Here is an 18,760-nt window from a genome sequence, read left to right as displayed (position 1 = left end):
AAAAATCCCGCTCAGTGTGAGCGGGATTTTTTATGATATTTAACTAGTTACCTACACCACCGGTCTTCTCTGCCGGAGAGTCAGGCGTCACTGGAGGCCACTCTTGGAAGGTTGCTAGATGTTGTTGGACAGCCGCTTGTGCCGGGCCAAATGCCCACATTTTTTGTCCCATCCATTTTAGGTACATGCCCGACTCTTCCGCCGCTCGCTCGTATGGGTCACGACGTAAGTTAAACAGCAATGGTGCGTTTAGCTCTTCTTTAGGGCCACTCCAACCGTGGTTTTGCACGATGAAATGCGCCTTCCAATCACCAACACGAACCGCTTGCAGCTTGTCTCGTTCGTAGTAGTAGATCTCTTTACGGTTTGACTCGCCTTTCTCGGTCAGCATATCCACTTGGTTGTAACCATCAAGGTGCGCTTTAAAGCCATCGTGACCTTTCAGCAGTTTTTCTTTTAGATCCGTTGGACCACCAGCCGCAGCGACCAGAGTGGGTAACCAGTCCATACCATCAAAGATGCCATTGCCTACAGTACCCGCTGGGATTTTACCCGGCCAGCTAACCAATGCAGGGGCTCTTACGCCACCTTCCCAAGTTGTGCCTTTCTCACCGTGATAAGGTGTCATACCGCCATCTGGCCAAGTCATGATCTCTGGGCCGTTATCGGCAGTGAAAATGATGATGGTGTTGTCAGCAATACCGAGTTCTTCCATCTTCGCCATCATCTCACCGACGTGATCATCAAGATCTTTCATGACCACTTCTTGGAGTCCCCAACCGTTTTGACCGAGCATCGCTTCGTATTCAGGTGACAGGTGCGTCCAAACGTGACCGCGTGATGGACAGTACCAAATAGGTGTGAGATGGATAACGCAGATCAATAAGGATTGGAAGTTTCACGCAACCATTGATGCAGGGCTTGGTAGTGACACCAACTTTACCTCATCTCTGTTAACTGGCGTGCGATACCAGATAAACAGTTGGTCTGACTTAAATGTTGCCTACAAATCGACCTGGGTTGATTACGAAAACAAGGGGACCTTTGAATACGATACCGCATCGCAAGGGTTCCTGATTGGTTGGGCTGCTCATTTCTAGTCAAACAATAAGAGGTAAGCCTGATATCGTTAGGCTTACCTGACAATGTCAATCTTTCAAGAGTTAATGCCGGTTTTAACTAACGAACAAGCAAAACTACCCATCAACGACCTAGTTATTCACAGTGTTTGGAACTACGCACTCTTTCTTCATGATAGTTAAGCCGGCCTCGAGAGTTTCTGTCCAAGCTTGTTCGACGCTTTCATCGTAGTGAGGGTCATATTTTTTAACTGTATTGAGTAACGAATTGAACCACTCGTTGAGCTCAATCTCGGAAATATCCAGCCCTAGGTCTTTATGCCTTTTACCCAATTTCTTTACTGAGTTACGCACGCTTGGTAGACCAGCAGAGTTATAGATAAGAATGATCGAGGCTTTAAGCATCTTGGTTTGTTGCTCTAACCCTATATTTTCAAAACGTTCTGAAAACCTTGGGTTATGCTCGCAAAAATCAGCCAAAAACGTTTCGAGAAATTCTTGGTCAATCCGGCAGCGCTCAAAACTTTCATAAAACAGTTCGTTCGGTTTCATCTAGCCAGTCCTTTGCAAAATTTTGAGTTATCGGGAAGCTAACAAGTCCAGAGCCGCAACTTAGCCAACTCCGAACCATCAATATGATCTAAGTATACGCCACTGTGGCATAAAATGAACGATGGCATAACGTAAACTACGGCATAAAGTGCGTTGCACAAATCTTGTTTCCATCAGGATCTCGCAAATAAGCCATGTACAAGCGACGCTCGTCAGAACCTCTCGCTCCGGGGCCATTTTCAATGCTGGTACCGCCATTTTCGACGCCAACTCGATGCCACTCATCTACAACTTCAGGAGAAGGCGCAAGAAAACCCACCGTCATGCCGTTGCCGTGAGTCGCAGGCTGACCATCAATCGGCTTCGTTAAGCCCAACACACCTGTTTGACTAACGTAAACACAGCGCCCTTTAAGATCAACAGAGCCTTCGCTATAACCAAGCACTTTCATGATTGGGTCATAAAAAGCCTTCGCGCGTTCAATATCTTCGGTACCGAGAAAAACATGGCTGAACATAACTAACCTCTTCTTCTATTGAAAGAACAACCTAAACTAGACCTATAATTCGTGTTTGTCTAGGCACGCTATTCGGTCACAACTGTTGCTTAACCCATTGAGCAAACACCTGAAACTTAGTTCGTTGCTCCATGCCTTTCGGGAACTCAGTTAGTCTGTTCAACAATTCGTTGTGCGCCCTGCCCTTGGTCATGCAAGATATCATCAGGATTTAGCAAGTTGCACTTTTGCATACTCAAGCATCCGCAACCGATACAGCCGGTTAAGTTCTCTTGTAGCGATTTAATCTGCGCCATTTTGCTGTCGAGTTGACCCTGCCACTTCTTAGCAACCCGCTCCCAGTCTCGCTTAGTCGCGGTATGGTTCATCGGCAGTGTCGATAATTCTTCGGTGATCTCTTCCAGCGTGAAGCCTATCGACTGCGCGACTTGGATCAACGCAATTCGTCTCAACATCGCCGACTGATAACGGCGCTGATTTCCGTTAGTACGAATCGAAGCAATCAACCCCTTGGTTTCGTAAAAACGTAACGCCGAAGGAGCCACGCCACTGCGCTCAGCCAACTGGCCTATGGTGAGGTATACGATGTTTCTCATTACGACACTATCCTTGAGATCATAAATATTTAAAGCTTACTTTAACTTTAGAGTAGCGACCTATTGTTACCTTAACCAATTAATGTCCTTAAACTTTGACAACGGGCGCAATGAAAAGCAATCGTGAACATGGCTGCTTTGTTTTATTGTGGTGTTCTCGCTCTCTAAATCTGACTCATGATCGATTTCAGGCTCTCGGCCATTTCGGCATTGATGATCTCACCCGTTTCTACATTAAAGTTGTCGTAGAAACTTGGCACCGACATCGACCCATTCACATCTGCATCAAAGTAAGGTGCCGAATTTACCGCAGACGACAACACAGAGTTTGCGCCGCCTGGGCCTGGTGATGTGGAGAGCATCACAACAGGTTTGCCTTGGTACACTTTCATGTCGATTCGTGATGTCCAATCAAACACATTCTTAAAGGCTGCGGTGTATGAGCCATTATACTCTGCAAAAGAGATGACCACAGCATCTGCTTCGCCAATCTTGCTAAAAAAGCGTTGAGCGTGTTGATAAACACCTGAATCTTGCTCTCTTTTCTCGCTGTAAATTGGCATCTCGAAATCATTAAGGTCGAGCACCTCGACTTGCGCGCCTTCGACTAAACCTGCGGTGTACGCTGCAAGTTGTTGATTAATTGATGTTGTACTGTTGGTCGCGCCAATCGCTAATACTTTCATTGTTGATCCTTGTTCATTTTTCTCACCTTTTTGCACTCGTGACTTCAATTACGGAGCTCAAAATTCATAACTGAAGATTCGTAACGTCTGTTTGATAACATCAAAACCTGCACTAGGCGACAAGGTGATAGATTGTGTTTTTAGATTGGGGATGATGATAAAACCTCAAGTTAACTTGAGGTAAAGCGATATTTTCAAAATATAGGAAATAGTTTAAAAACACTTATAAAGCAGTTGATTATGAAAGGTTTAACATAGGTTGGCATTACACAGGAAAAAGTCAGCACACCCAAAATACATTGAGTGTGCTTTATCGAAGTATTATTTACTTAAAGTGATTTAATGGACAGACACCAGAGTAAGCGACACCGGATAGCTCGGCCATTTCGCGATTCCATGTTGCCAAATCATGAGGGTTAAATTGATTCAAATGATCATGACCACACGCTCTCGCCATCACTTGCATCAAGTCAGTCGAGGCTTCGAAGAAATTCTTCAATTGATTCGATGCCTTCTCGACATTTAAGCGTTGGCGTAAATCGGCTTTTTGAGTCGCGATGCCCGCCGGGCAATTATTGGTGTTACACATTCTGGCAGCAACACACCCAATAGATTGCATAGCACTGTTTGAGATAGCGACTCCATCTGCACCAAGCGCCATCGCTTTTACGAAGTCCATTGGAACACGAAGCCCACCAGTAATAATTAAGGTGACTCTGTCACTTACGCCTTGCTTGTCTAGATAGGCTCTGGCACGAGCAAGCGCTGGAATGGTCGGCACACTAATATGGTCACGGAACATTTCTGGCGCCGCCCCTGTACCGCCACCACGCCCATCTAAGATGATGTAATCGGCACTGGCATCAAGCGCGAACTGAATGTCTTCTTCGATGTGATTGGCACTTAACTTAAAGCCAATCGGGATACCGCCTGTCACCTCTCGAACACGGTCGGCGAACTTTTTAAAATCCTCGACCGTGTTAAGGTCGACAAAGGTGGGTGGAGAAATCGCTGCCGTGCCCGCTTCAATGCCACGCACCTCCGCGATCTTGCCTATGTTCTTCGCGCCCGGTAAGTGCCCGCCCGTTCCGGTTTTGGCACCCTGCCCGCCTTTAAAGTGGAAGGCTTGAACGTTTTTGAGCTTAGCTTCATCGTAACCAAACTGAGCACTGGCTAATTCATAAAAGTAGCGAGAGTTCGCCGCTTGCTCTTCGGGTAACATACCGCCCTCACCGGAGCAGATACCCGTCCCTGCGAGTTCGGCACCTTTCGCCAATGAGACTTTTGCTTCTTCAGATAGCGAGCCAAAACTCATATCAGACACAAACAAAGAGATGTCCAATTTGAGTGGCTTCTTCGCTTTGGGGCCAATAATCAGTTCAGTTCCAACGGGCACATTCTCCAGCAAAGGCTTGGTGGCCATTTGCGCGACCATCACTTCAGTGAGGCAATAAATGTCTTGGAACGCCCATGGAGGTCATTGGCCCATGATGTCCAACCTTGGATAAACCATCACGCGCCAGTTGATGAATAAACTCGACGGTAGGTTCTTCTTTGGTTGCGCTCGCAGCTGGCGACAAATCTGGCGCAGCCGCTTGAATGTGAACCTCCGGGCCTTCTTGCCCAACTTGTTCCGCTGTGAACTGTTTATGAGTGCCATCGCAGAAAGGAAGGTTGTTGGAATACTTACAGCGACAAAGGTAGGCGTCTCCGCTCTCTTCGGCGACAAAGCTTTTCGGTTTGAACCCCGTACCAGCATGAGAACCGTCACAAAACGGTTGGCTTTTCGATTTCCCGCAGGTACAGAAGTAATACTCTTCTCCCTCTGTCAGCTCTACTTTAACGGGTTTGTTATCCGCAATTACTGGACTCTTCATAGTTCGCTCACCTTTTCTTTCTTATGATTTGATGACTGAAGCGATGACTTGCTCACAAGAGTAAAGTAAAGGTGAGATACCCAGCGAATTCAATAAATGAGACTGATAGACAAGGTGAGTAAACCGACTAAAAACAGTCATGACCGACTGAGCTCAAACAAAAATGGCTACCTAGTAGGCAGCCATTATGGGTGAGAGCTTAGTCAAAACTAATGCACTGAGGGTTAATCAAACAATTCGATAACCAATTTATTGTCTTTAATCACTAGATTGGGTTCCGATGACTTAATCAACGACTCTTGAACCTTGTTGCTGTCGAGTTTGTAAACCGGAGACTGGGACAAAGCAAAACCTATCATCGATACAGCTGGTTTGAGTAGTGTCTCTATTTCAGGCGAAAGCTGTTTGCCTTTTTCTTCAAAGCGCTCTAGTCGCAGCGACTTTAGATACACCTCGCCACTCTCCTTGTCGTATTCGGGAATCGCGCTGAACTCTAAGTCTAAATCCAACCCCATATTAGGCATATTGAACACTTGAACTTTTGCATTGGTATTCGCCAACACGGACACGCGTTGTGCATCGGCTCGACCAATTTGCACTTCTAGATCATCCACAGCCACTTGTGCGTACATCACACTTTGTACACCAACCTCTTGTTCTAGCATCACTGAGTCTTCAAGGTACTTCGTCATTTCTTGCTCGGTAATACTGTAGCTAACACAACCACTGAGCATCAGGGCTGTCACAGCTATAATCAAACGGTTCATTAACTTTGTTGTCATTGGAGATAGGCTCTTATTTTTTAAATGCATGGAACGGATGTTACCTCGAGATGATACTGTAAATTGGTTGTCACAATAACAGTGTCGGATAACTGGGCAGAATGATCCACCTAAATGGTGATGTCGTATCAATGAGAATTGACGAAAATAGTAAGGAAAACAATGACTGCATTAACGATATTTTACGATGGAACCTGTCCACTTTGTGCAAAAGAGATGGCAGCACTGACTAAGTCTGATTCCAAAGATCAGATCCAGACCGTCGATATCTACAGTGAAGCGTTTTCAAACTACCCGCAAATAGATGCCGAGGCAGCCAATACAATCTTGCATGCACTGGACGAAAACGGAAAGCTGCTGCTCGGTTTAGACGTGACTTACCAAGCGTGGAAGCTAGTAGGAAAGGGTTGGCTGTATGCCCCGTTACGTTGGGCGATTTTTAAGCCAATGGCAGATTGGTGTTATCTACGGTTTGCCAAAAATCGATATAAGATTTCGTTTTGGCTAACCGGAAAATCACGTTGCAACGGTAACAGCTGCACAAAATAGTGTTGAGTTAAGACATGCCGCTGGCGACTTTGTAGTAAACGATGCCAAATAGGGCTGCGAACACCAATACCGTAACGGCCACTTTCAACCAAATAAACTTCATGTTTTGTCCTTTTAATTCTGTTTACTGTTCCACGCGACAAGTTAGCACAACAAAACATACGGTTGTGTAATGATTGATAGAACTTTGTAGTCATACCAATCACAGTAGGTAAGTGTCAAGAAATAGCGCAGGAAAAAAGCTTGAGAACAAGGCGGCTCTTTTCGACAAGAAGTTTCGATAAGTAGTTATTCTACAATCAAAAAATCTAACGACGTTATCGAGATTTTTAACAAGCTAGGGTGAACAGTTATTTACTACGATTGGTATCAACCCTGATTCCCAGAGAGAACCTTTATGTCGGCAAAAGAGAGAAACCTTCCCACACATCGAATTTCTAGATTCAGTAAGTTCGCTTCGTTGGCGACAAGAGTCGCGGGTAACGTGCTAACGGAAGGCACCAAACAAATTGCACAAGGCAACAGGCCCAAAGCAAAAGACTTACTGTTAACGCCACAGAACATTGCTCGCCTGACCGATCAACTGGCGCACCTACGTGGCGCTGCGATGAAGCTGGGGCAGATGCTATCAATGGATGCGGGCGATGTTCTAGAGCCAGAATTAGCCGACATTCTTTCTCGCCTGCGCTCCGATGCCGATCCACTGCCAACAAAACAGCTCAATCAAGTGTTAGAAAGCTCGCTCGGGAACCATTGGAAAACCGAATTCCTGTCCTTCAATTTTAAACCGATCGCCAGTGCATCTATCGGACAAGTTCACCAAGCCTATAGTGATGCTGGGGACAAACTCGCAGTCAAAGTCCAATACCCCGGCATTAGAAAAAGTATCGACAGTGATGTAGATAACGTGGGCACGCTGCTCAATATTGTTGGCTTGATACCAAAGTCGGTCGACTACAAAGGCTTGTTAGAAGAGGCAAAGAAACAGCTCCACGATGAAGCAGACTATGCTCGCGAAGCTGATTACGCAACTCGTTACCATGATGCATTGAAAGAATACTCTCACTTCGTCGTACCTAAGATTCATCCGCAAGTCTCTTCAGAATCGGTGCTCGCCATGGACTTCATCGAAGGCGTCTCGATAGAGCAAATCGAAAGTTACGACCAAAGCACACGTGACTTTGTAATGCACAGCTTACTGGAGCTTCTGTTCAGAGAGTTGTTCGATTTTAAGATGGTGCAAACCGATCCCAATTTCGCCAACTACCTTTATGTTGAAAACACCCGACAAATTGGCTTATTAGATTTCGGAGCAACCCGTGAGTACAGTGACCGCTTCAGCGAGGGTTATCGCTTGGCCTTTTCCTCTGTCATTAACAACGATGAGCAAGTGCTCAACCGAGCTTTAGAGCAAATAGGATTCTTTAGCGAGACAATTCTTCCCGAACAACGCCAAGCGATTCTAAATCTAGTGAAGATGGCCTGTGAGCCGATGTTAGTTGACGAAGAGTACGACTTCAAAGCCAGTGGATTGGCACAAAGGCTTCGTGAAGCAGGCACCATTTTGAGCATGGAACAAGAATATTGGCATACGCCGCCCGCCGATGCGCTGTTCCTGCACCGAAAAATTGGTGGCATGTATCTATTAGCGGCTCGCCTTGGTGCAAAAGTGAATATCAGTCGCTTGGTCGCTCCATATCTTATCTCAGAGAGCAAAAGCACAACTAAAAGCGCGAGTTAATGAGACAGTAAATAATACGCAAAGTGATCATTTCATCGTGCTCAAGAGTAATAACCATTACGCCAACTAAAATGAGCCAACCCTATGAAATGTTCACTACTTTGCTCAACCGCACTGATTACAAGCCTCACGAGTTCCATCGCCTTTGCAGCGAGCTGTCCCGAAATACTTAATGGCAAACAGCGCTTGTTAAACTCAACCGAAGAAATCGCCTTGTGCGATGAGTTTCAAGGCAAAACTCTATTGGTGGTAAATACAGCGAGCCAATGTGGCTTCACTCCGCAGTTTGAGCAACTCGAGCAACTTCATCAAACCTACAAAGACCAAGGCTTCACGGTTATCGGTTTCCCAAGTAATGATTTTCGCCAAGACAAGGGAAGCGAAGAGAAGACGGCAAAGGTTTGTTACCTAGACTATGGCGTGACCTTCCCAATGATGGCACGAGCTTCACTGTCTGGTAGCAACGCCAACCCCGTGTTTACAGAGATACAACAGCAAGCGGGCGTAACGCCTAAATGGAACTTTTACAAATTCTTGATCAGTAAAGAAGGTAAAGTCGTCGCCACCTTCCCTAGCTCCACATCTCCAGTGAGTGCCACGCTCAAAAACGCGATTGAGCAGCAGTTATGAAGGCGGATTACATGGCAACAACTCAAACCCGTAACACCATGGCCAAACTGGGGTACATGGGGTTAATTCCGTTTTTATTCGGTCTTCTCCTTTCGCTCACCGACAGCCAATTTATGGGGATAAGCGGTGAAACGCTGTTCATCACCTACAGCGTGGCAATTTTGAGTTTTCTTTCAGGGATCTTGTGGGCAAATGGCATCGAAAACTTTGAAAGCCAATCAAGTAACAAAGCACTGCTAATAAGCAACGCGATTGTGCTCATCGCTTGGCTGGCAGTATTGCTTGGCGAACAAAAAGAGCTAGTGACAACTCTGATTCTCATCTTTGGTTATATTGCGGTTTGGCGAGCTGAAAGGACGATGAGAGAAGAGAACCAGAGCCAAGGTCCTGATGGCTACTTTGATATGAGGACTCGGCTGACCTCTAGTGTCGTGTTAATGCACGGTATCGTGATGCTAACCTAGAGCTACGAGATTGTCTTTGAAGTGTGAGCCTTTGATTTAGTTAAGCGCCTTTGTTAAAAACCGTTAGCAACAATCTAGATGATGAGCTTCATCACTAACCTCGGCTCATCATCACCAAAGTAGTTGTCTTCTTGCTTGATGGTAACGAACCCCATCGATGCATAAAGCGCACGAGCCGATGTGTTATTTGGGTCTACAGTGAGCAAAAGCCTAGCATCTCGAGGCAACTGCTCAACCGCCTGTTGCATCAGTTTCCGGCCAACTCCCATGCCACGATAATTCTGGTCTACAGCCAATGATAGGACCCAAAACTCATTCTGCTTGTCTGTGGTTGTCGTTAAGGCATAGCCAGCAATCTTTGAGTCTTGCTTAGCAACCAATAAACCTTTTCCCCAGCAATCAAAGGCCTGACGAAAGAAAAACAGCGGATAGGCGTGAGCGCCAAACAAAGCATGTTCAAGCTGGTAGATATCAGCCAGTTCTTGTTTTTCCGCACAAACAACATTCATAGATAGACCTCATTTAAACCGAACCTCAAGTTTAAACATGCAAACTCAAAGGTGCTATTAACAATATATCAACAGCCTAAAGGCTTACGAACTACCTTAACGAAGATGCCACTTAACTAACGCCTGAGGAGTAGATTAGGTTACTTATGTTTTACTGTCGAATAACCAACAAATTTGCGCCAGATAACGCAAGAAAAACCGAGCACGCTTTGTTGAAACGTTTTGCCATTTGTGGCTTAGAGAACCAGTTTCTGAGGTATAAGCCAAATGCCGCGTAGATCGATATCGCGAGCATTTCTAACACTAGAAAGGTGCTACCTAAAACAAAGAATTGAGTATTTACGTTCGCTGAAACATCGACAAATTGAGGAAGGAATGCAGTGAAAATGAGTATCGCTTTTGGATTGCCAGCAGCGAGTGCAAATTCTTGTTTAAACAGACCAAACCAATTCTTATTTCGTTCGATATCCACGACCGGACTGGCGTGTGAGCGCCATAGGTTGAACGCGATCCACAACAGATACATCGCGCCAAATAGTTTGATCAGGAAAAACAGCGTTTCAGAAGTATAAAGCACAACCGCTAAGCCAGATGCAGCCAAAGCAATCATGCCAGAAAAAGCGAGGATTCTTCCTAGGCCTGCGACAAAGGCGGCCTGAAATCCGTAACAACGGGCGTTGTTCATTGATAACAAATTGTTTGGGCCCGGAGTCATGTTGAGCGCAAAACAAGCGGGGATGAATAGCATTAACTTCCAGATTTCCATTTTTCGTCCTTGTTAAAAACTTCGTAAATATTTAATCAATGAACGAATGCAGAAAGCTCTGTATTTACCGCTTCACATGCCGCCATTTTAATTAACCATTACTCGACAATATAATGCTCTTCGTCTGGTTCAATCAAATTCTCTGCAATACCAATTTCGCCCGCGATGAAAATCGCACTCGCTATCGTTTCTAATGTTTATTCGGCTCTCTATCCGGTACTTCGCCCAATTCAGGAACTGGCTGCGATCGCGAGATTGAATTACAAACGACACTTTCACAAACGATATTGTGTTGCTCCTGTTGGGAAACTTCAGGCGGCTTGAAATCCGGTGAATTGAAGTCGGGAGCAGTAATACCCTCACTTGAAAACTCAGAGGCGCTGTATGAGGCAGCTGAAAACAGAGAAAGGAGCAGCATCCACTTATTCATATATCTTTCCATCGTTAATATTCACTGAATTTATAAATACTATCTAATCAGAAGTATTATGAACAGTGTTTTATTGTCAGGAATTATGATATCTAAGAATGCCGATTAGAAAGCCCAGAGCTTGGATGACATGAATTCAACTCACATGTGAATGCTTGCCTAACGTAAACTTATCAAGCAGCGCCTGTGGAACTGGGATAACAGAGTATCGAATGAAGGCCACTAACGTCACTATCGCCACAAAACTGCCTAAAACAAAATCATGAACATCAACCAGTACCAAGGCAAGAACTCGATCACTAATGATGGCAAGTATGGCGATACTCAGCGCTGTCATCCATTTACGATGCTCGTAAGGCAAGTACTCCATTTTTTGGCTCACGATATAGAGCAGTGACAGTCTCACGGCATAAGTGCCACAAAGCACCACCACAACACCCCACACGCCATAAATCGGTGTCACAACAAAATAACCAATCGCAGCTAGAATCGCACACCCGCCTTGTATCCACATTTGCGATTGGCTTGAGTGACCGCTGAAACAGCCAAGGTTAAGGTAATCCCCAGCGTTCTTAATCACACCAATCGCCAAGAGTGCCACGACAATCGTGCCTGCATATTGATAACTGCTTGGCAAAATCAAAGTAATAAAACCAGGTACAGTAAGGATCATCAAACAACCGAATACAATGGCCAGATTAACACCGACTAACGCCCTATCGGCACACATCTTACTGCCACCCGGCTGTTGAAGCATCGCCACACGGTTTGGAAACCACCAAAGCGCGTAAGGCTGCAACAACAGACCAAGAATCAACGCGAACTTTCCGCTAACCGCATAAATCGCGAGTTCTTCGACACCGACGAAGCTTGCCATTACCCAGCGGTCGAGCCCCATGATCATATACATTGATGCACCGCCAACCAGAACGGGCAGTCCGAATTTTAAGATCTTCGCCGAGTATTTGAAGCAACCAAAAGATCCCATCTCTTGCCATTGATAACGCACTAAACAAACCATTAGCAACACACTGGATACCGCAGCTGAAATCAACACGCCATCTATACCGTATCCAGCCTCAAGCAAAACAAAAGTCATGATGGCTTGAACACCGGCTTTCAACACATTGAGCATGCAAAAACGTTTCGCCATCGCGTTCATACGCATCAGCGTTAGCGGGATAGAAATCGCCCCATCGAGCATGGTAGGAATAAGCAGAAGCAGTATCTGGTAAGGCTGGAATTCAACTGGCAACATTAAGATTAACAACGGCATACTGAGGGCAATCAAGGCGCCCCCAAGCACGCACACCAGCACGCTCAATGTGAAGCAGTTCGAGACGAGCTTTTGCTTTTCATCACCTTCGGCGACACCCACATAACGATACATGGCATCGACAATACCGAAGCTGAACAATATCGTCCCAATGTCTGCCAGCAAGACAATGGCTTCTAAGGAACCATACTCTGCCAACGTCATATTGTGCGTAATGTACGGGATCATCACCAATGAAATCCCTTTCATCATTAATATACCGATGGCGTAGTAAGCCGACTGCTTTAAAGAACCCATAGTCGTCACCTTTTCCTTACCAAGCTGGCTTTAGGAAACTTTTACAGTCTCCAATTAGGTGTCGCAATGTGCGTTTTTGAGGTGACATGACCAAAGAACGGAAACTGTAGGCAATAGCCTGTCTATTCTGTTGTAAACCTCGATAATAGTCAGCATAACCTTCCAGTATTCTCGCCTTTGCGATTTTGAAGCTAGAAGTGGGTAGATTCCATCGTTGACTGTCATTTTGGTAATGTTGAAGAATAGTCTCTATAGACTGCAAATTTCTCAATTTAAGACTTTCAGTTTGGGTAACAGAGCTCGCTCTCATCAAGTAGCCAACCTGCACCGAGTTCAACACACCGATCTGATGGTTTTCACTCATTCGAAGCCACAGTTCCCAATCTTCCCCATACTTGATGTCAGCATTGAAACTGTCTGTTAGAGAAAACACATCCGCTTTCACCATGACCGTTGATGTTCCAATCACGTTATTTTCTATGATGAACTCCAACGGGTTCTCGATATTGATGAACAGCTCATCTTGATCTTGAAACTGCGACCAGTAACTAAAGCAGTCGACTATTACTTGGTAATCTTCAGTAAGATGCTCGTAGTTAGTAAAGCTCATCGCGAGATCAGGGTAACGTTGATGAAATTCGAGTTGGCGCTCAATTTTTTCAGGAAACCAGAAATCGTCTGCGTCTAAAAAAGCGATGTATTCACCGGTCGCCTTTTCAATCCCTAGGTTTCTCGCTTGAGGCGCACCAACACCCAATGTGGACAACGTAATAATGCGTTCATCGTCTATAGAAGCAAGATACGTCGACGTTCCATCGTTACTGTTATCGTCAATGACAATCAGCTCAACATCTTGATGAGTCTGCTTTAGTACACTACCAATCGCTTTCGGCAGGTAATCCAAACAATTGTAGGTAGGAATAACAACACTTACTTTAGCCATAATGACGCCCTCAGATTTATACGTTATATGGCTGACGTTGCATGTTCTATGCCGAGAGTGTCTTACTACAAAATCACCTCTATATCAGTCACCTACGCGTCCATTCTCAAAATGACGACCAAACACAGATGTTCAAAAAAACTGCAACTCCAATTTGATTATCAATTTGAGAAAACGAGCCACCTCTTAAGGGGTAACCTTCGAAAAGCAATCAGAAAGCCCTCCAAAGCTACGATTCGATCTTGGTTCGTATCTTGCTTTATTGGTTATTACCTTGGCTTGATAGCTTTAGTCATATGGATTTGAGGAGTAAGGAATGAAGAAAGTAGCATTTGTGGCGCCAACCTACCCAGTACTCAGTGAGACCTTCATTCAAACAGAAGTCGACTCTGTGAAAGCGTGTGGGCACGATGTTTGTGTAATGACGTTCAAAATTGAAAACAGTGAAAAACAGTTCGACTACGACATTGTCGAAATAGGTAAAAATGTTCGGATGGGTAAAGTCGCCAGCATTAACTGGATAGGGTTCATCAAGGCTGTCTCATTTATTTCTAAGCAAACCAGTATGCCCAAAAAGTCACTGTTCGCTTATGGTTTTAAATTAGCGCTACAACTTGCGGAAAGCGACGTCGAACACGTTCATGCGCATTTTTGTCAGCACACTACAGCACACGCCATCGTCGCGGCAAAACTGCTGAATATCACCTGCTCGTTCGTTGCTCATGGTCATGATGTTTATGAGTTCGCTTATGACATTGAACATAAAATTTCATCGAGTGATTTTGTGGTTGCAGTGTGTAAAGACATGCTTGCTGACTTCAATACCATGGCGAAAGGAAACATTAAGCTCCTGCATTGCGGAGTTAATACCAAACAGTTCCAACTCAACCCAAAAACCGAAACGAAGCAACTTCGCTTTATTTTCCTTGGCCGATTAGTGGAGCAAAAAGGTATCCACCATCTTATTGATGCATTGGCGCCGATTGCCGAACCTCTCGACATTCATCTCGATATCATCGGTACTGGCGATTTAGAGCAACAATTAAAGTTACAGGTCAAAGAGCAAGGGCTCACTCGAAACGTGACCTTTCTTGGCGCTAAGCCTCATGAATGGGTGAAAGAGAAACTATCGAATTATGACAGCCTAATCGCGCCCTTCTGTTTTTCCGAAACCGGGTGTGTGGATACAGGACCACTGGTTTTAAAAGAAGCGATGGCCGTAGGAACGCCAGTTATTACCACCAACATCATGGGATGCAAAGAGATCGTCTCACAAGAGACAGGTTTTGTGGTTGGCGAAAAGAATGTGGAAGAATTAAGAGAAGCGATTGAGCGTTTCGCGCAACTAAGCAGCAACGATAAAGCATCGATGGGGTTAAAGGCACGTGAGAGAGTGAAAGACAGTTTTAATTCGATCAAACAAGCTCAGCAATTATCTCGTTGGATAGAGAACCCAGCTCAATAAGGATTAACTCAGGCAGTAAGCATCACAAGGACTGCTACGCCTCACAAGAACGACTAAGCACCATAAGAAAACGGAGCACCACAAAAACAAAAGAGCGCTACATCAATTTGAAATGTAACGCTCAACTTAGCACTGCCCAATGATCGCGACTTATGCTTTCAGTAGCTTTTCATTAAGAAGCCTAACTAGCCTGCTCGCAGTGCCAAAATAGACTCAATATCGTCGATGTCACGATATTGAGCGAGTTGTTGCTCTTTCGATGAAATAGCCACAATCGACATTCTATCGGCCAGTTCGTTACCTTCAATACCAACGTGACCGTTCACATGGTAGATGGTAATTTTTGAAGCCAGTTCTTGGTAGAGCGCATACGCAGGCTTAATAATATCGAGGTTTTTGATCTCACCGCCAGACTTGGTCCAGCCCTTTTTCTCCCAACCCGTTGCCCACTTAGTAATACAATCAATTGAGTACTTAGAATCACAATAAATCGCAACAGAGAGGCCCGCGTTTAACTTCTCTTTCGCGAGAATAAACGCTTGCTTAAGCCCATGTAGCTCAGCGGTATTATTGGTACCAACAGGTTGATACAAGCCATACCATAATTCGGTTAATTGGTTGTTTTGGTATACCGCTAAACCCGTCCCCGCTTCACCGGGGTTTGGCTCACAAGCTCCATCGGTAAAGATCTTGATATCAAAAGGCATATCAGTGATTTGCTGCTCCGAAAGAGGCGGCACCTTAGCTTTCGTCGCCTTACCCGCAGAGTTTGGCTTTGTCGCTGTAGAACCTGACGCAGACGACGTTTTACCACCGAAAGCTGACTCAGCCTCGCCTAGTGTTGGAAACGATTTATATCTCGCACCAGCGAAACCATCAACTTGGGATTTACACTCATTCCAAGTGGTAAAAATACCCGGTGTACGACCTTTCCAAACCACATAATATTTCTTAGCCAAACTAACTCCTTACCAGAACCTAAATACACAAACAGTGAATCAGTACATTAGATGCCACCACGCTATACGTTGCAAGGTCTATCACTCTAAAACAGGTCTAAAAAAGCTGCGTTCATAACTCACGATGCAATCAACTTCGTCTGCAAATTCAAGCGCTTTAATACACTCAGCATCGTTCAACGATTTAATCCGATACTCTTCATAGGCAGCCAAACTTTCAAAGGTAAACAGCGCCAAGGCAATATTGTTCGCCCCTTCCGACGGTAAGAAATAACCATTGTGTTGGCCCCCGAATTTAGCGACCAGAGGAATCCACATTTTTGCGTATGCCTCAAACTCATTTACCTTTTTAGGATCAATCACATATCGAACATAACAAGTAATCATATTTATACAGCCCTTAAATAATAGGAGAAACACAAAGCCTAAGTTGACATTGAAGTTGAAGCTCACGAGAAAAGGTAATCAACCGCGACAAGGTTATAGAACAAAAACACCGCCATGCTAACGCCGATCGTTAGTAGCACACTGCCTGTTTTCCAAATCAATAAGCCAGTCACCACCGCGCCTATCAAGTATGGGTTTTCAAGGCTTGGCCAAAATGTTTGTTCAGGAGCAAATACAATTGGCCCCCAAATCGCAGTCAGCACCGCTGGGCTTGAATAGCGCAATAGGCGCCTTGCGGTTTGATTGAGTCGAAGCGGGATTGCAGGCTCAAGAAACAGATACCGACTAAAGAAAACAATCGCAGTCATGAGGAATATCGTTAACCAAATCATCTCTATTTACCCTCCGCGATTGGCTTATTGCTATTGTTTCGTTCTTGAAATGACTCGCTGAAAAAGCCCGCTAACATGCCAGCAATCGCTGCAATCATCAGCCCGCCTTCAACATTGTTGACCGACATCGCGACCGAGGTGACCAATGAAACCACCACACACACCACGACGGGTAGAGTTCGGATTAATGGAAAAACCAACGCGATAAACGTTGCGGCTACCGCGAAGTCGAGACCGATTTCATTGAGTGACGGGATTTGGCTTCCCGCGACAATGCCAACAAAGCTCGCGATATTCCAAACAAGGTAAAAACCTCCACCTACACCCGCGGCATACCAACGATTAAACTCTTGCTGAGACTGCCCACTACAAATCGCAAACAGCTCGTCGGTGAGCCAAAATCCGAGTAATAGGCGCCAACGCGCAGGAAGATGACTGATTTTGTCTCGCATCGATACGCTATACAGAAAGTGCCTTGAGGTGATGAACAGTGTGGTCAACAACATGGTCCCTAAACCAATACCCGCTTTGAACATACCCGCTGCGACAAGTTGCGCTGAGCCAGCAAATAAAATAGCCGACATCGCTTGAGCTTGCAGTTGATTCAACCCAGCATCTATCGCATATGAGCCCGCTAGAATTCCCCAAGGGATTACCGCAATGCTCAAGGGCATTCCCGCTAAAACGCCCTTCCATAACTGTGTTCGTCTATCCATTCTTTCACTATCCATATAGTTCTTTTCTCTTTTCACATTAGCTATTCAATGTAAGAGGAGTTGAGTCGGTTCGATTGTACAAACTTGCTCGATTTAAAGACTGAATTAACGTGTCCGATTTAGAGCATCTTGATGTATTGCCCCGGCGTGTAACCATTGGCTTTTTTGAAGTGTCGATGAAAATGGCTTTGGTCGTGAAACCCACACTCTTGCGCGGTATCAGAAATGGTATGTCCTTGTTTCAATAGCTTACGGGAAAGCCTTAGCCGAGATTGAATCTGATAGGCATGTGGCGGAAGGCCAAACTCTTTCTGAAAGGAACGCACTAAGTGAAACGGACTCAAAGCCGCTAACTTAGATAGTTCTTCTAGGGATACATCGGCTTGTGGAAAGTCATCCAAGAACTCTTTCACTAAGACAAGTTGGCGCTGAGTTTTCCCATCGAGTTGAGGGTTAAGCGGCGATTTTCCGTGTCGGCTAATAAGTTTAACCAACATTCCGTACATCAAGGTTTCTCTTAACAAGCGATTGTCAGATTCATCAATCGTGTTAAAGACTAATCTCAATTGATTGGCGAGTTCAGGATCTTCAACAACCGCTCTTGGGAAATAAGGCGCGCCGTAATTCGGTAGGTTAAGCTCTTGAGTGATCTTGGCAAGTTGCTCTGGGAGTGGATACATGGCTCGATACGCCCAACCGCCTTCAGTGGCAGAGTGACCGCTATGAACTTCGTCGGCATTGACCAGAATAATCGCATCTTGTGGTGCTATATGATGCCCGCCCGTTCGATAGAAACGCTGAGCGCCCTGCTCGATGACTCCCAGCGTATAGCCCTCGTGGCTGTGGCGCGAGAAGTTCTGCTTTTCGTATTCAGCATTAAGAATTTCAAGGCCGCCGAGCTCTTCGGTTATCTTATACTCGGCCTTTTCTTTAGAGCGTTTATTGTTCTCCATAACAATTCCTAAGCCTGTTGATTATCGAGCGACTTATCAGTCTACTCTATAGTCTCTTTCAGCTTTTGTACAAAATTGCGCTTTTGTTTGTTAATACTGTTTTTATCGTTGGCTTAATAACGCTTTCTAACTGGGAGGAAAGTCTTGGTCTATAACTAGTTGGCGAGAAATTGACAAATTAGTGGGGCAATCAT

At 45.1% G+C, this 18,760-nt stretch carries 19 protein-coding genes and 4 pseudogenes; 6 read left to right on the top strand and 17 right to left on the bottom strand.

The features are described 5' to 3' along the window. Positions 1–43 precede the first annotated feature (43 nt). Positions 44–853: pseudogene (locus AB4486_RS17500) on the bottom strand (sulfatase-like hydrolase/transferase); the annotation flags it as partial. Here AB4486_RS17500 and AB4486_RS17495 point away from each other — a divergent pair. Further along, positions 849–1,100, top strand: a pseudogene (locus AB4486_RS17495) (DUF481 domain-containing protein); the annotation flags it as partial. The pseudogenes AB4486_RS17500 and AB4486_RS17495 overlap by 5 nt on opposite strands. Positions 1,101–1,211: 111 nt before the next feature. On the opposite strand, the gene AB4486_RS17490 reads toward AB4486_RS17495, so the two are convergent. The 6 genes and pseudogenes from AB4486_RS17490 to AB4486_RS17465 form a co-directional block, all read right to left on the bottom strand. Further along, entirely contained in the window at positions 1,212–1,631 is a 420-nt protein-coding gene (locus tag AB4486_RS17490) for a globin (RefSeq protein ID WP_017071826.1), read from the bottom strand. Between the two features lie 136 nt (positions 1,632–1,767). Next, positions 1,768–2,148 (bottom strand): VOC family protein, encoded by a 381-nt coding sequence (locus tag AB4486_RS17485; RefSeq protein ID WP_372117921.1) that lies wholly within the window; start codon positions 2,146–2,148, stop codon positions 1,768–1,770. A 146-nt stretch (positions 2,149–2,294) separates the two neighbouring features. Next, complete coding sequence (gene soxR, locus AB4486_RS17480; RefSeq protein WP_017062186.1) at positions 2,295–2,744, bottom strand: redox-sensitive transcriptional activator SoxR; 450 nt, start codon at positions 2,742–2,744, stop codon at positions 2,295–2,297. Between the two features lie 164 nt (positions 2,745–2,908). Continuing rightward, positions 2,909–3,430 (bottom strand): NADPH-dependent FMN reductase, encoded by a 522-nt coding sequence (locus tag AB4486_RS17475; protein WP_372117918.1) that lies wholly within the window; start codon positions 3,428–3,430, stop codon positions 2,909–2,911. Between the two features lie 325 nt (positions 3,431–3,755). Then, positions 3,756–5,307 (bottom strand): annotated as a pseudogene (locus AB4486_RS17470) (glutamate synthase-related protein). Between the two features lie 224 nt (positions 5,308–5,531). Beyond that, positions 5,532–6,089 carry a DUF1439 domain-containing protein gene (locus AB4486_RS17465; RefSeq protein ID WP_017065247.1) on the bottom strand — a complete coding sequence of 186 codons (558 nt, stop codon included), beginning with the start codon at positions 6,087–6,089 and terminating at the stop codon, positions 5,532–5,534. A 162-nt stretch (positions 6,090–6,251) separates the two neighbouring features. On the opposite strand from AB4486_RS17465, the gene AB4486_RS17460 reads away from it, so the two are divergent. The 4 genes from AB4486_RS17460 (at position 6,252) to AB4486_RS17445 (ending at position 9,473) form a co-directional block, all read left to right on the top strand. Beyond that, positions 6,252–6,638, top strand: coding sequence for a thiol-disulfide oxidoreductase DCC family protein (locus AB4486_RS17460; protein WP_017062190.1), 387 nt, complete (start codon positions 6,252–6,254; stop codon positions 6,636–6,638). Positions 6,639–7,035: 397 nt separating this feature from the next. Beyond that, a complete protein-coding gene (locus AB4486_RS17455) occupies positions 7,036–8,379 on the top strand; it encodes an AarF/ABC1/UbiB kinase family protein (RefSeq protein WP_065584895.1) in 1,344 nt (447 codons plus the stop codon). 84 nt (positions 8,380–8,463) lie between these two features. Next, positions 8,464–9,009, top strand: coding sequence for a glutathione peroxidase (locus AB4486_RS17450; RefSeq protein WP_017062212.1), 546 nt, complete (start codon positions 8,464–8,466; stop codon positions 9,007–9,009). After that, a complete protein-coding gene (locus tag AB4486_RS17445) occupies positions 9,006–9,473 on the top strand; it encodes a DUF3429 domain-containing protein (RefSeq protein ID WP_017062213.1) in 468 nt (155 codons plus the stop codon). Before AB4486_RS17450 ends, AB4486_RS17445 begins: the two co-directional genes overlap by 4 nt. 74 nt (positions 9,474–9,547) lie before the next feature. Here the strand turns inward: AB4486_RS17445 and AB4486_RS17440 are convergent, their stop codons facing one another. The 5 genes and pseudogenes from AB4486_RS17440 to AB4486_RS17420 all read right to left on the bottom strand — a co-directional run bounded on the left by AB4486_RS17440 (position 9,548) and on the right by AB4486_RS17420 (position 13,694). Next, positions 9,548–9,982 carry an N-acetyltransferase gene (locus AB4486_RS17440; protein ID WP_017062214.1) on the bottom strand — a complete coding sequence of 145 codons (435 nt, stop codon included), beginning with the start codon at positions 9,980–9,982 and terminating at the stop codon, positions 9,548–9,550. A gap of 151 nt (positions 9,983–10,133) precedes the next feature. Continuing rightward, on the bottom strand, positions 10,134–10,748 hold the full coding sequence (locus tag AB4486_RS17435) for a LysE family translocator (RefSeq protein WP_017070275.1): 615 nt from the start codon (positions 10,746–10,748) through the stop codon (positions 10,134–10,136). A gap of 98 nt (positions 10,749–10,846) precedes the next feature. After that, a pseudogene (locus AB4486_RS17430) lies at positions 10,847–11,178 on the bottom strand (hypothetical protein). Between the two features lie 136 nt (positions 11,179–11,314). Beyond that, positions 11,315–12,751 carry a lipopolysaccharide biosynthesis protein gene (locus AB4486_RS17425; protein ID WP_372117914.1) on the bottom strand — a complete coding sequence of 479 codons (1,437 nt, stop codon included), beginning with the start codon at positions 12,749–12,751 and terminating at the stop codon, positions 11,315–11,317. A gap of 16 nt (positions 12,752–12,767) precedes the next feature. Then, positions 12,768–13,694 carry a glycosyltransferase family 2 protein gene (locus tag AB4486_RS17420; RefSeq protein WP_372117911.1) on the bottom strand — a complete coding sequence of 309 codons (927 nt, stop codon included), beginning with the start codon at positions 13,692–13,694 and terminating at the stop codon, positions 12,768–12,770. 316 nt (positions 13,695–14,010) lie between these two features. Here AB4486_RS17420 and AB4486_RS17415 point away from each other — a divergent pair, with 316 nt between their 5' ends. Continuing rightward, entirely contained in the window at positions 14,011–15,159 is a 1,149-nt protein-coding gene (locus tag AB4486_RS17415; protein WP_372117908.1) for a glycosyltransferase family 4 protein, read from the top strand. Positions 15,160–15,344: 185 nt separating this feature from the next. Here AB4486_RS17415 and AB4486_RS17410 read toward each other — a convergent pair whose 3' ends face one another. The 5 genes from AB4486_RS17410 to AB4486_RS17390 all read right to left on the bottom strand — a co-directional run bounded on the left by AB4486_RS17410 (position 15,345) and on the right by AB4486_RS17390 (position 18,566). Continuing rightward, a complete protein-coding gene (locus AB4486_RS17410; protein ID WP_372111813.1) occupies positions 15,345–16,118 on the bottom strand; it encodes a viroplasmin family protein in 774 nt (257 codons plus the stop codon). A gap of 81 nt (positions 16,119–16,199) precedes the next feature. Beyond that, positions 16,200–16,505: an NIPSNAP family protein gene (locus tag AB4486_RS17405; protein WP_372117905.1), complete on the bottom strand. Its 306-nt coding sequence runs from the start codon at positions 16,503–16,505 to the stop codon at positions 16,200–16,202. Positions 16,506–16,567: 62 nt separating this feature from the next. Continuing rightward, positions 16,568–16,897 carry an AzlD domain-containing protein gene (locus AB4486_RS17400; RefSeq protein WP_372117902.1) on the bottom strand — a complete coding sequence of 110 codons (330 nt, stop codon included), beginning with the start codon at positions 16,895–16,897 and terminating at the stop codon, positions 16,568–16,570. 2 nt (positions 16,898–16,899) lie between these two features. Continuing rightward, complete coding sequence (locus AB4486_RS17395; protein WP_372058620.1) at positions 16,900–17,628, bottom strand: AzlC family ABC transporter permease; 729 nt, start codon at positions 17,626–17,628, stop codon at positions 16,900–16,902. A gap of 104 nt (positions 17,629–17,732) precedes the next feature. Beyond that, positions 17,733–18,566 (bottom strand): AraC family transcriptional regulator, encoded by an 834-nt coding sequence (locus tag AB4486_RS17390; RefSeq protein WP_136979715.1) that lies wholly within the window; start codon positions 18,564–18,566, stop codon positions 17,733–17,735. Between the last annotated feature and the right edge of the window lie 194 nt (positions 18,567–18,760).

Origin of the sequence: Vibrio sp. 10N.222.55.C6 (genome assembly GCF_041473395.1) — a bacterium.
GTDB classification, from domain to species: domain Bacteria; phylum Pseudomonadota; class Gammaproteobacteria; order Enterobacterales; family Vibrionaceae; genus Vibrio; species Vibrio crassostreae_C.
The sequence above is the reverse complement of the archived record's forward strand: the minus strand, read 5'-3'. Positions and strand labels throughout refer to the sequence as shown.

Excerpts from the sequence above, each read along its gene's own strand:
- AB4486_RS17490 (WP_017071826.1), bottom strand. The coding sequence starts at position 1,631 with ATGAAACCGAACGAACTGTTTTATGAAAGTTTTGAGCGCTGCCGGATT.
- AB4486_RS17485 (WP_372117921.1), bottom strand. The coding sequence starts at position 2,148 with ATGTTCAGCCATGTTTTTCTCGGTACCGAAGATATTGAACGCGCGAAG.
- soxR (WP_017062186.1), bottom strand. The coding sequence starts at position 2,744 with ATGAGAAACATCGTATACCTCACCATAGGCCAGTTGGCTGAGCGCAGT.
- AB4486_RS17475 (WP_372117918.1), bottom strand. The coding sequence starts at position 3,430 with ATGAAAGTATTAGCGATTGGCGCGACCAACAGTACAACATCAATTAAT.
- AB4486_RS17465 (WP_017065247.1), bottom strand. The coding sequence starts at position 6,089 with ATGACAACAAAGTTAATGAACCGTTTGATTATAGCTGTGACAGCCCTG.
- AB4486_RS17460 (WP_017062190.1), top strand. The coding sequence starts at position 6,252 with ATGACTGCATTAACGATATTTTACGATGGAACCTGTCCACTTTGTGCA.
- AB4486_RS17455 (WP_065584895.1), top strand. The coding sequence starts at position 7,036 with ATGTCGGCAAAAGAGAGAAACCTTCCCACACATCGAATTTCTAGATTC.
- AB4486_RS17450 (WP_017062212.1), top strand. The coding sequence starts at position 8,464 with ATGAAATGTTCACTACTTTGCTCAACCGCACTGATTACAAGCCTCACG.
- AB4486_RS17445 (WP_017062213.1), top strand. The coding sequence starts at position 9,006 with ATGAAGGCGGATTACATGGCAACAACTCAAACCCGTAACACCATGGCC.
- AB4486_RS17440 (WP_017062214.1), bottom strand. The coding sequence starts at position 9,982 with ATGAATGTTGTTTGTGCGGAAAAACAAGAACTGGCTGATATCTACCAG.
- AB4486_RS17435 (WP_017070275.1), bottom strand. The coding sequence starts at position 10,748 with ATGGAAATCTGGAAGTTAATGCTATTCATCCCCGCTTGTTTTGCGCTC.
- AB4486_RS17425 (WP_372117914.1), bottom strand. The coding sequence starts at position 12,751 with ATGGGTTCTTTAAAGCAGTCGGCTTACTACGCCATCGGTATATTAATG.
- AB4486_RS17420 (WP_372117911.1), bottom strand. The coding sequence starts at position 13,694 with ATGGCTAAAGTAAGTGTTGTTATTCCTACCTACAATTGTTTGGATTAC.
- AB4486_RS17415 (WP_372117908.1), top strand. The coding sequence starts at position 14,011 with ATGAAGAAAGTAGCATTTGTGGCGCCAACCTACCCAGTACTCAGTGAG.
- AB4486_RS17405 (WP_372117905.1), bottom strand. The coding sequence starts at position 16,505 with ATGATTACTTGTTATGTTCGATATGTGATTGATCCTAAAAAGGTAAAT.
- AB4486_RS17400 (WP_372117902.1), bottom strand. The coding sequence starts at position 16,897 with ATGATTTGGTTAACGATATTCCTCATGACTGCGATTGTTTTCTTTAGT.
- AB4486_RS17395 (WP_372058620.1), bottom strand. The coding sequence starts at position 17,628 with ATGGATAGTGAAAGAATGGATAGACGAACACAGTTATGGAAGGGCGTT.
- AB4486_RS17390 (WP_136979715.1), bottom strand. The coding sequence starts at position 18,566 with ATGGAGAACAATAAACGCTCTAAAGAAAAGGCCGAGTATAAGATAACC.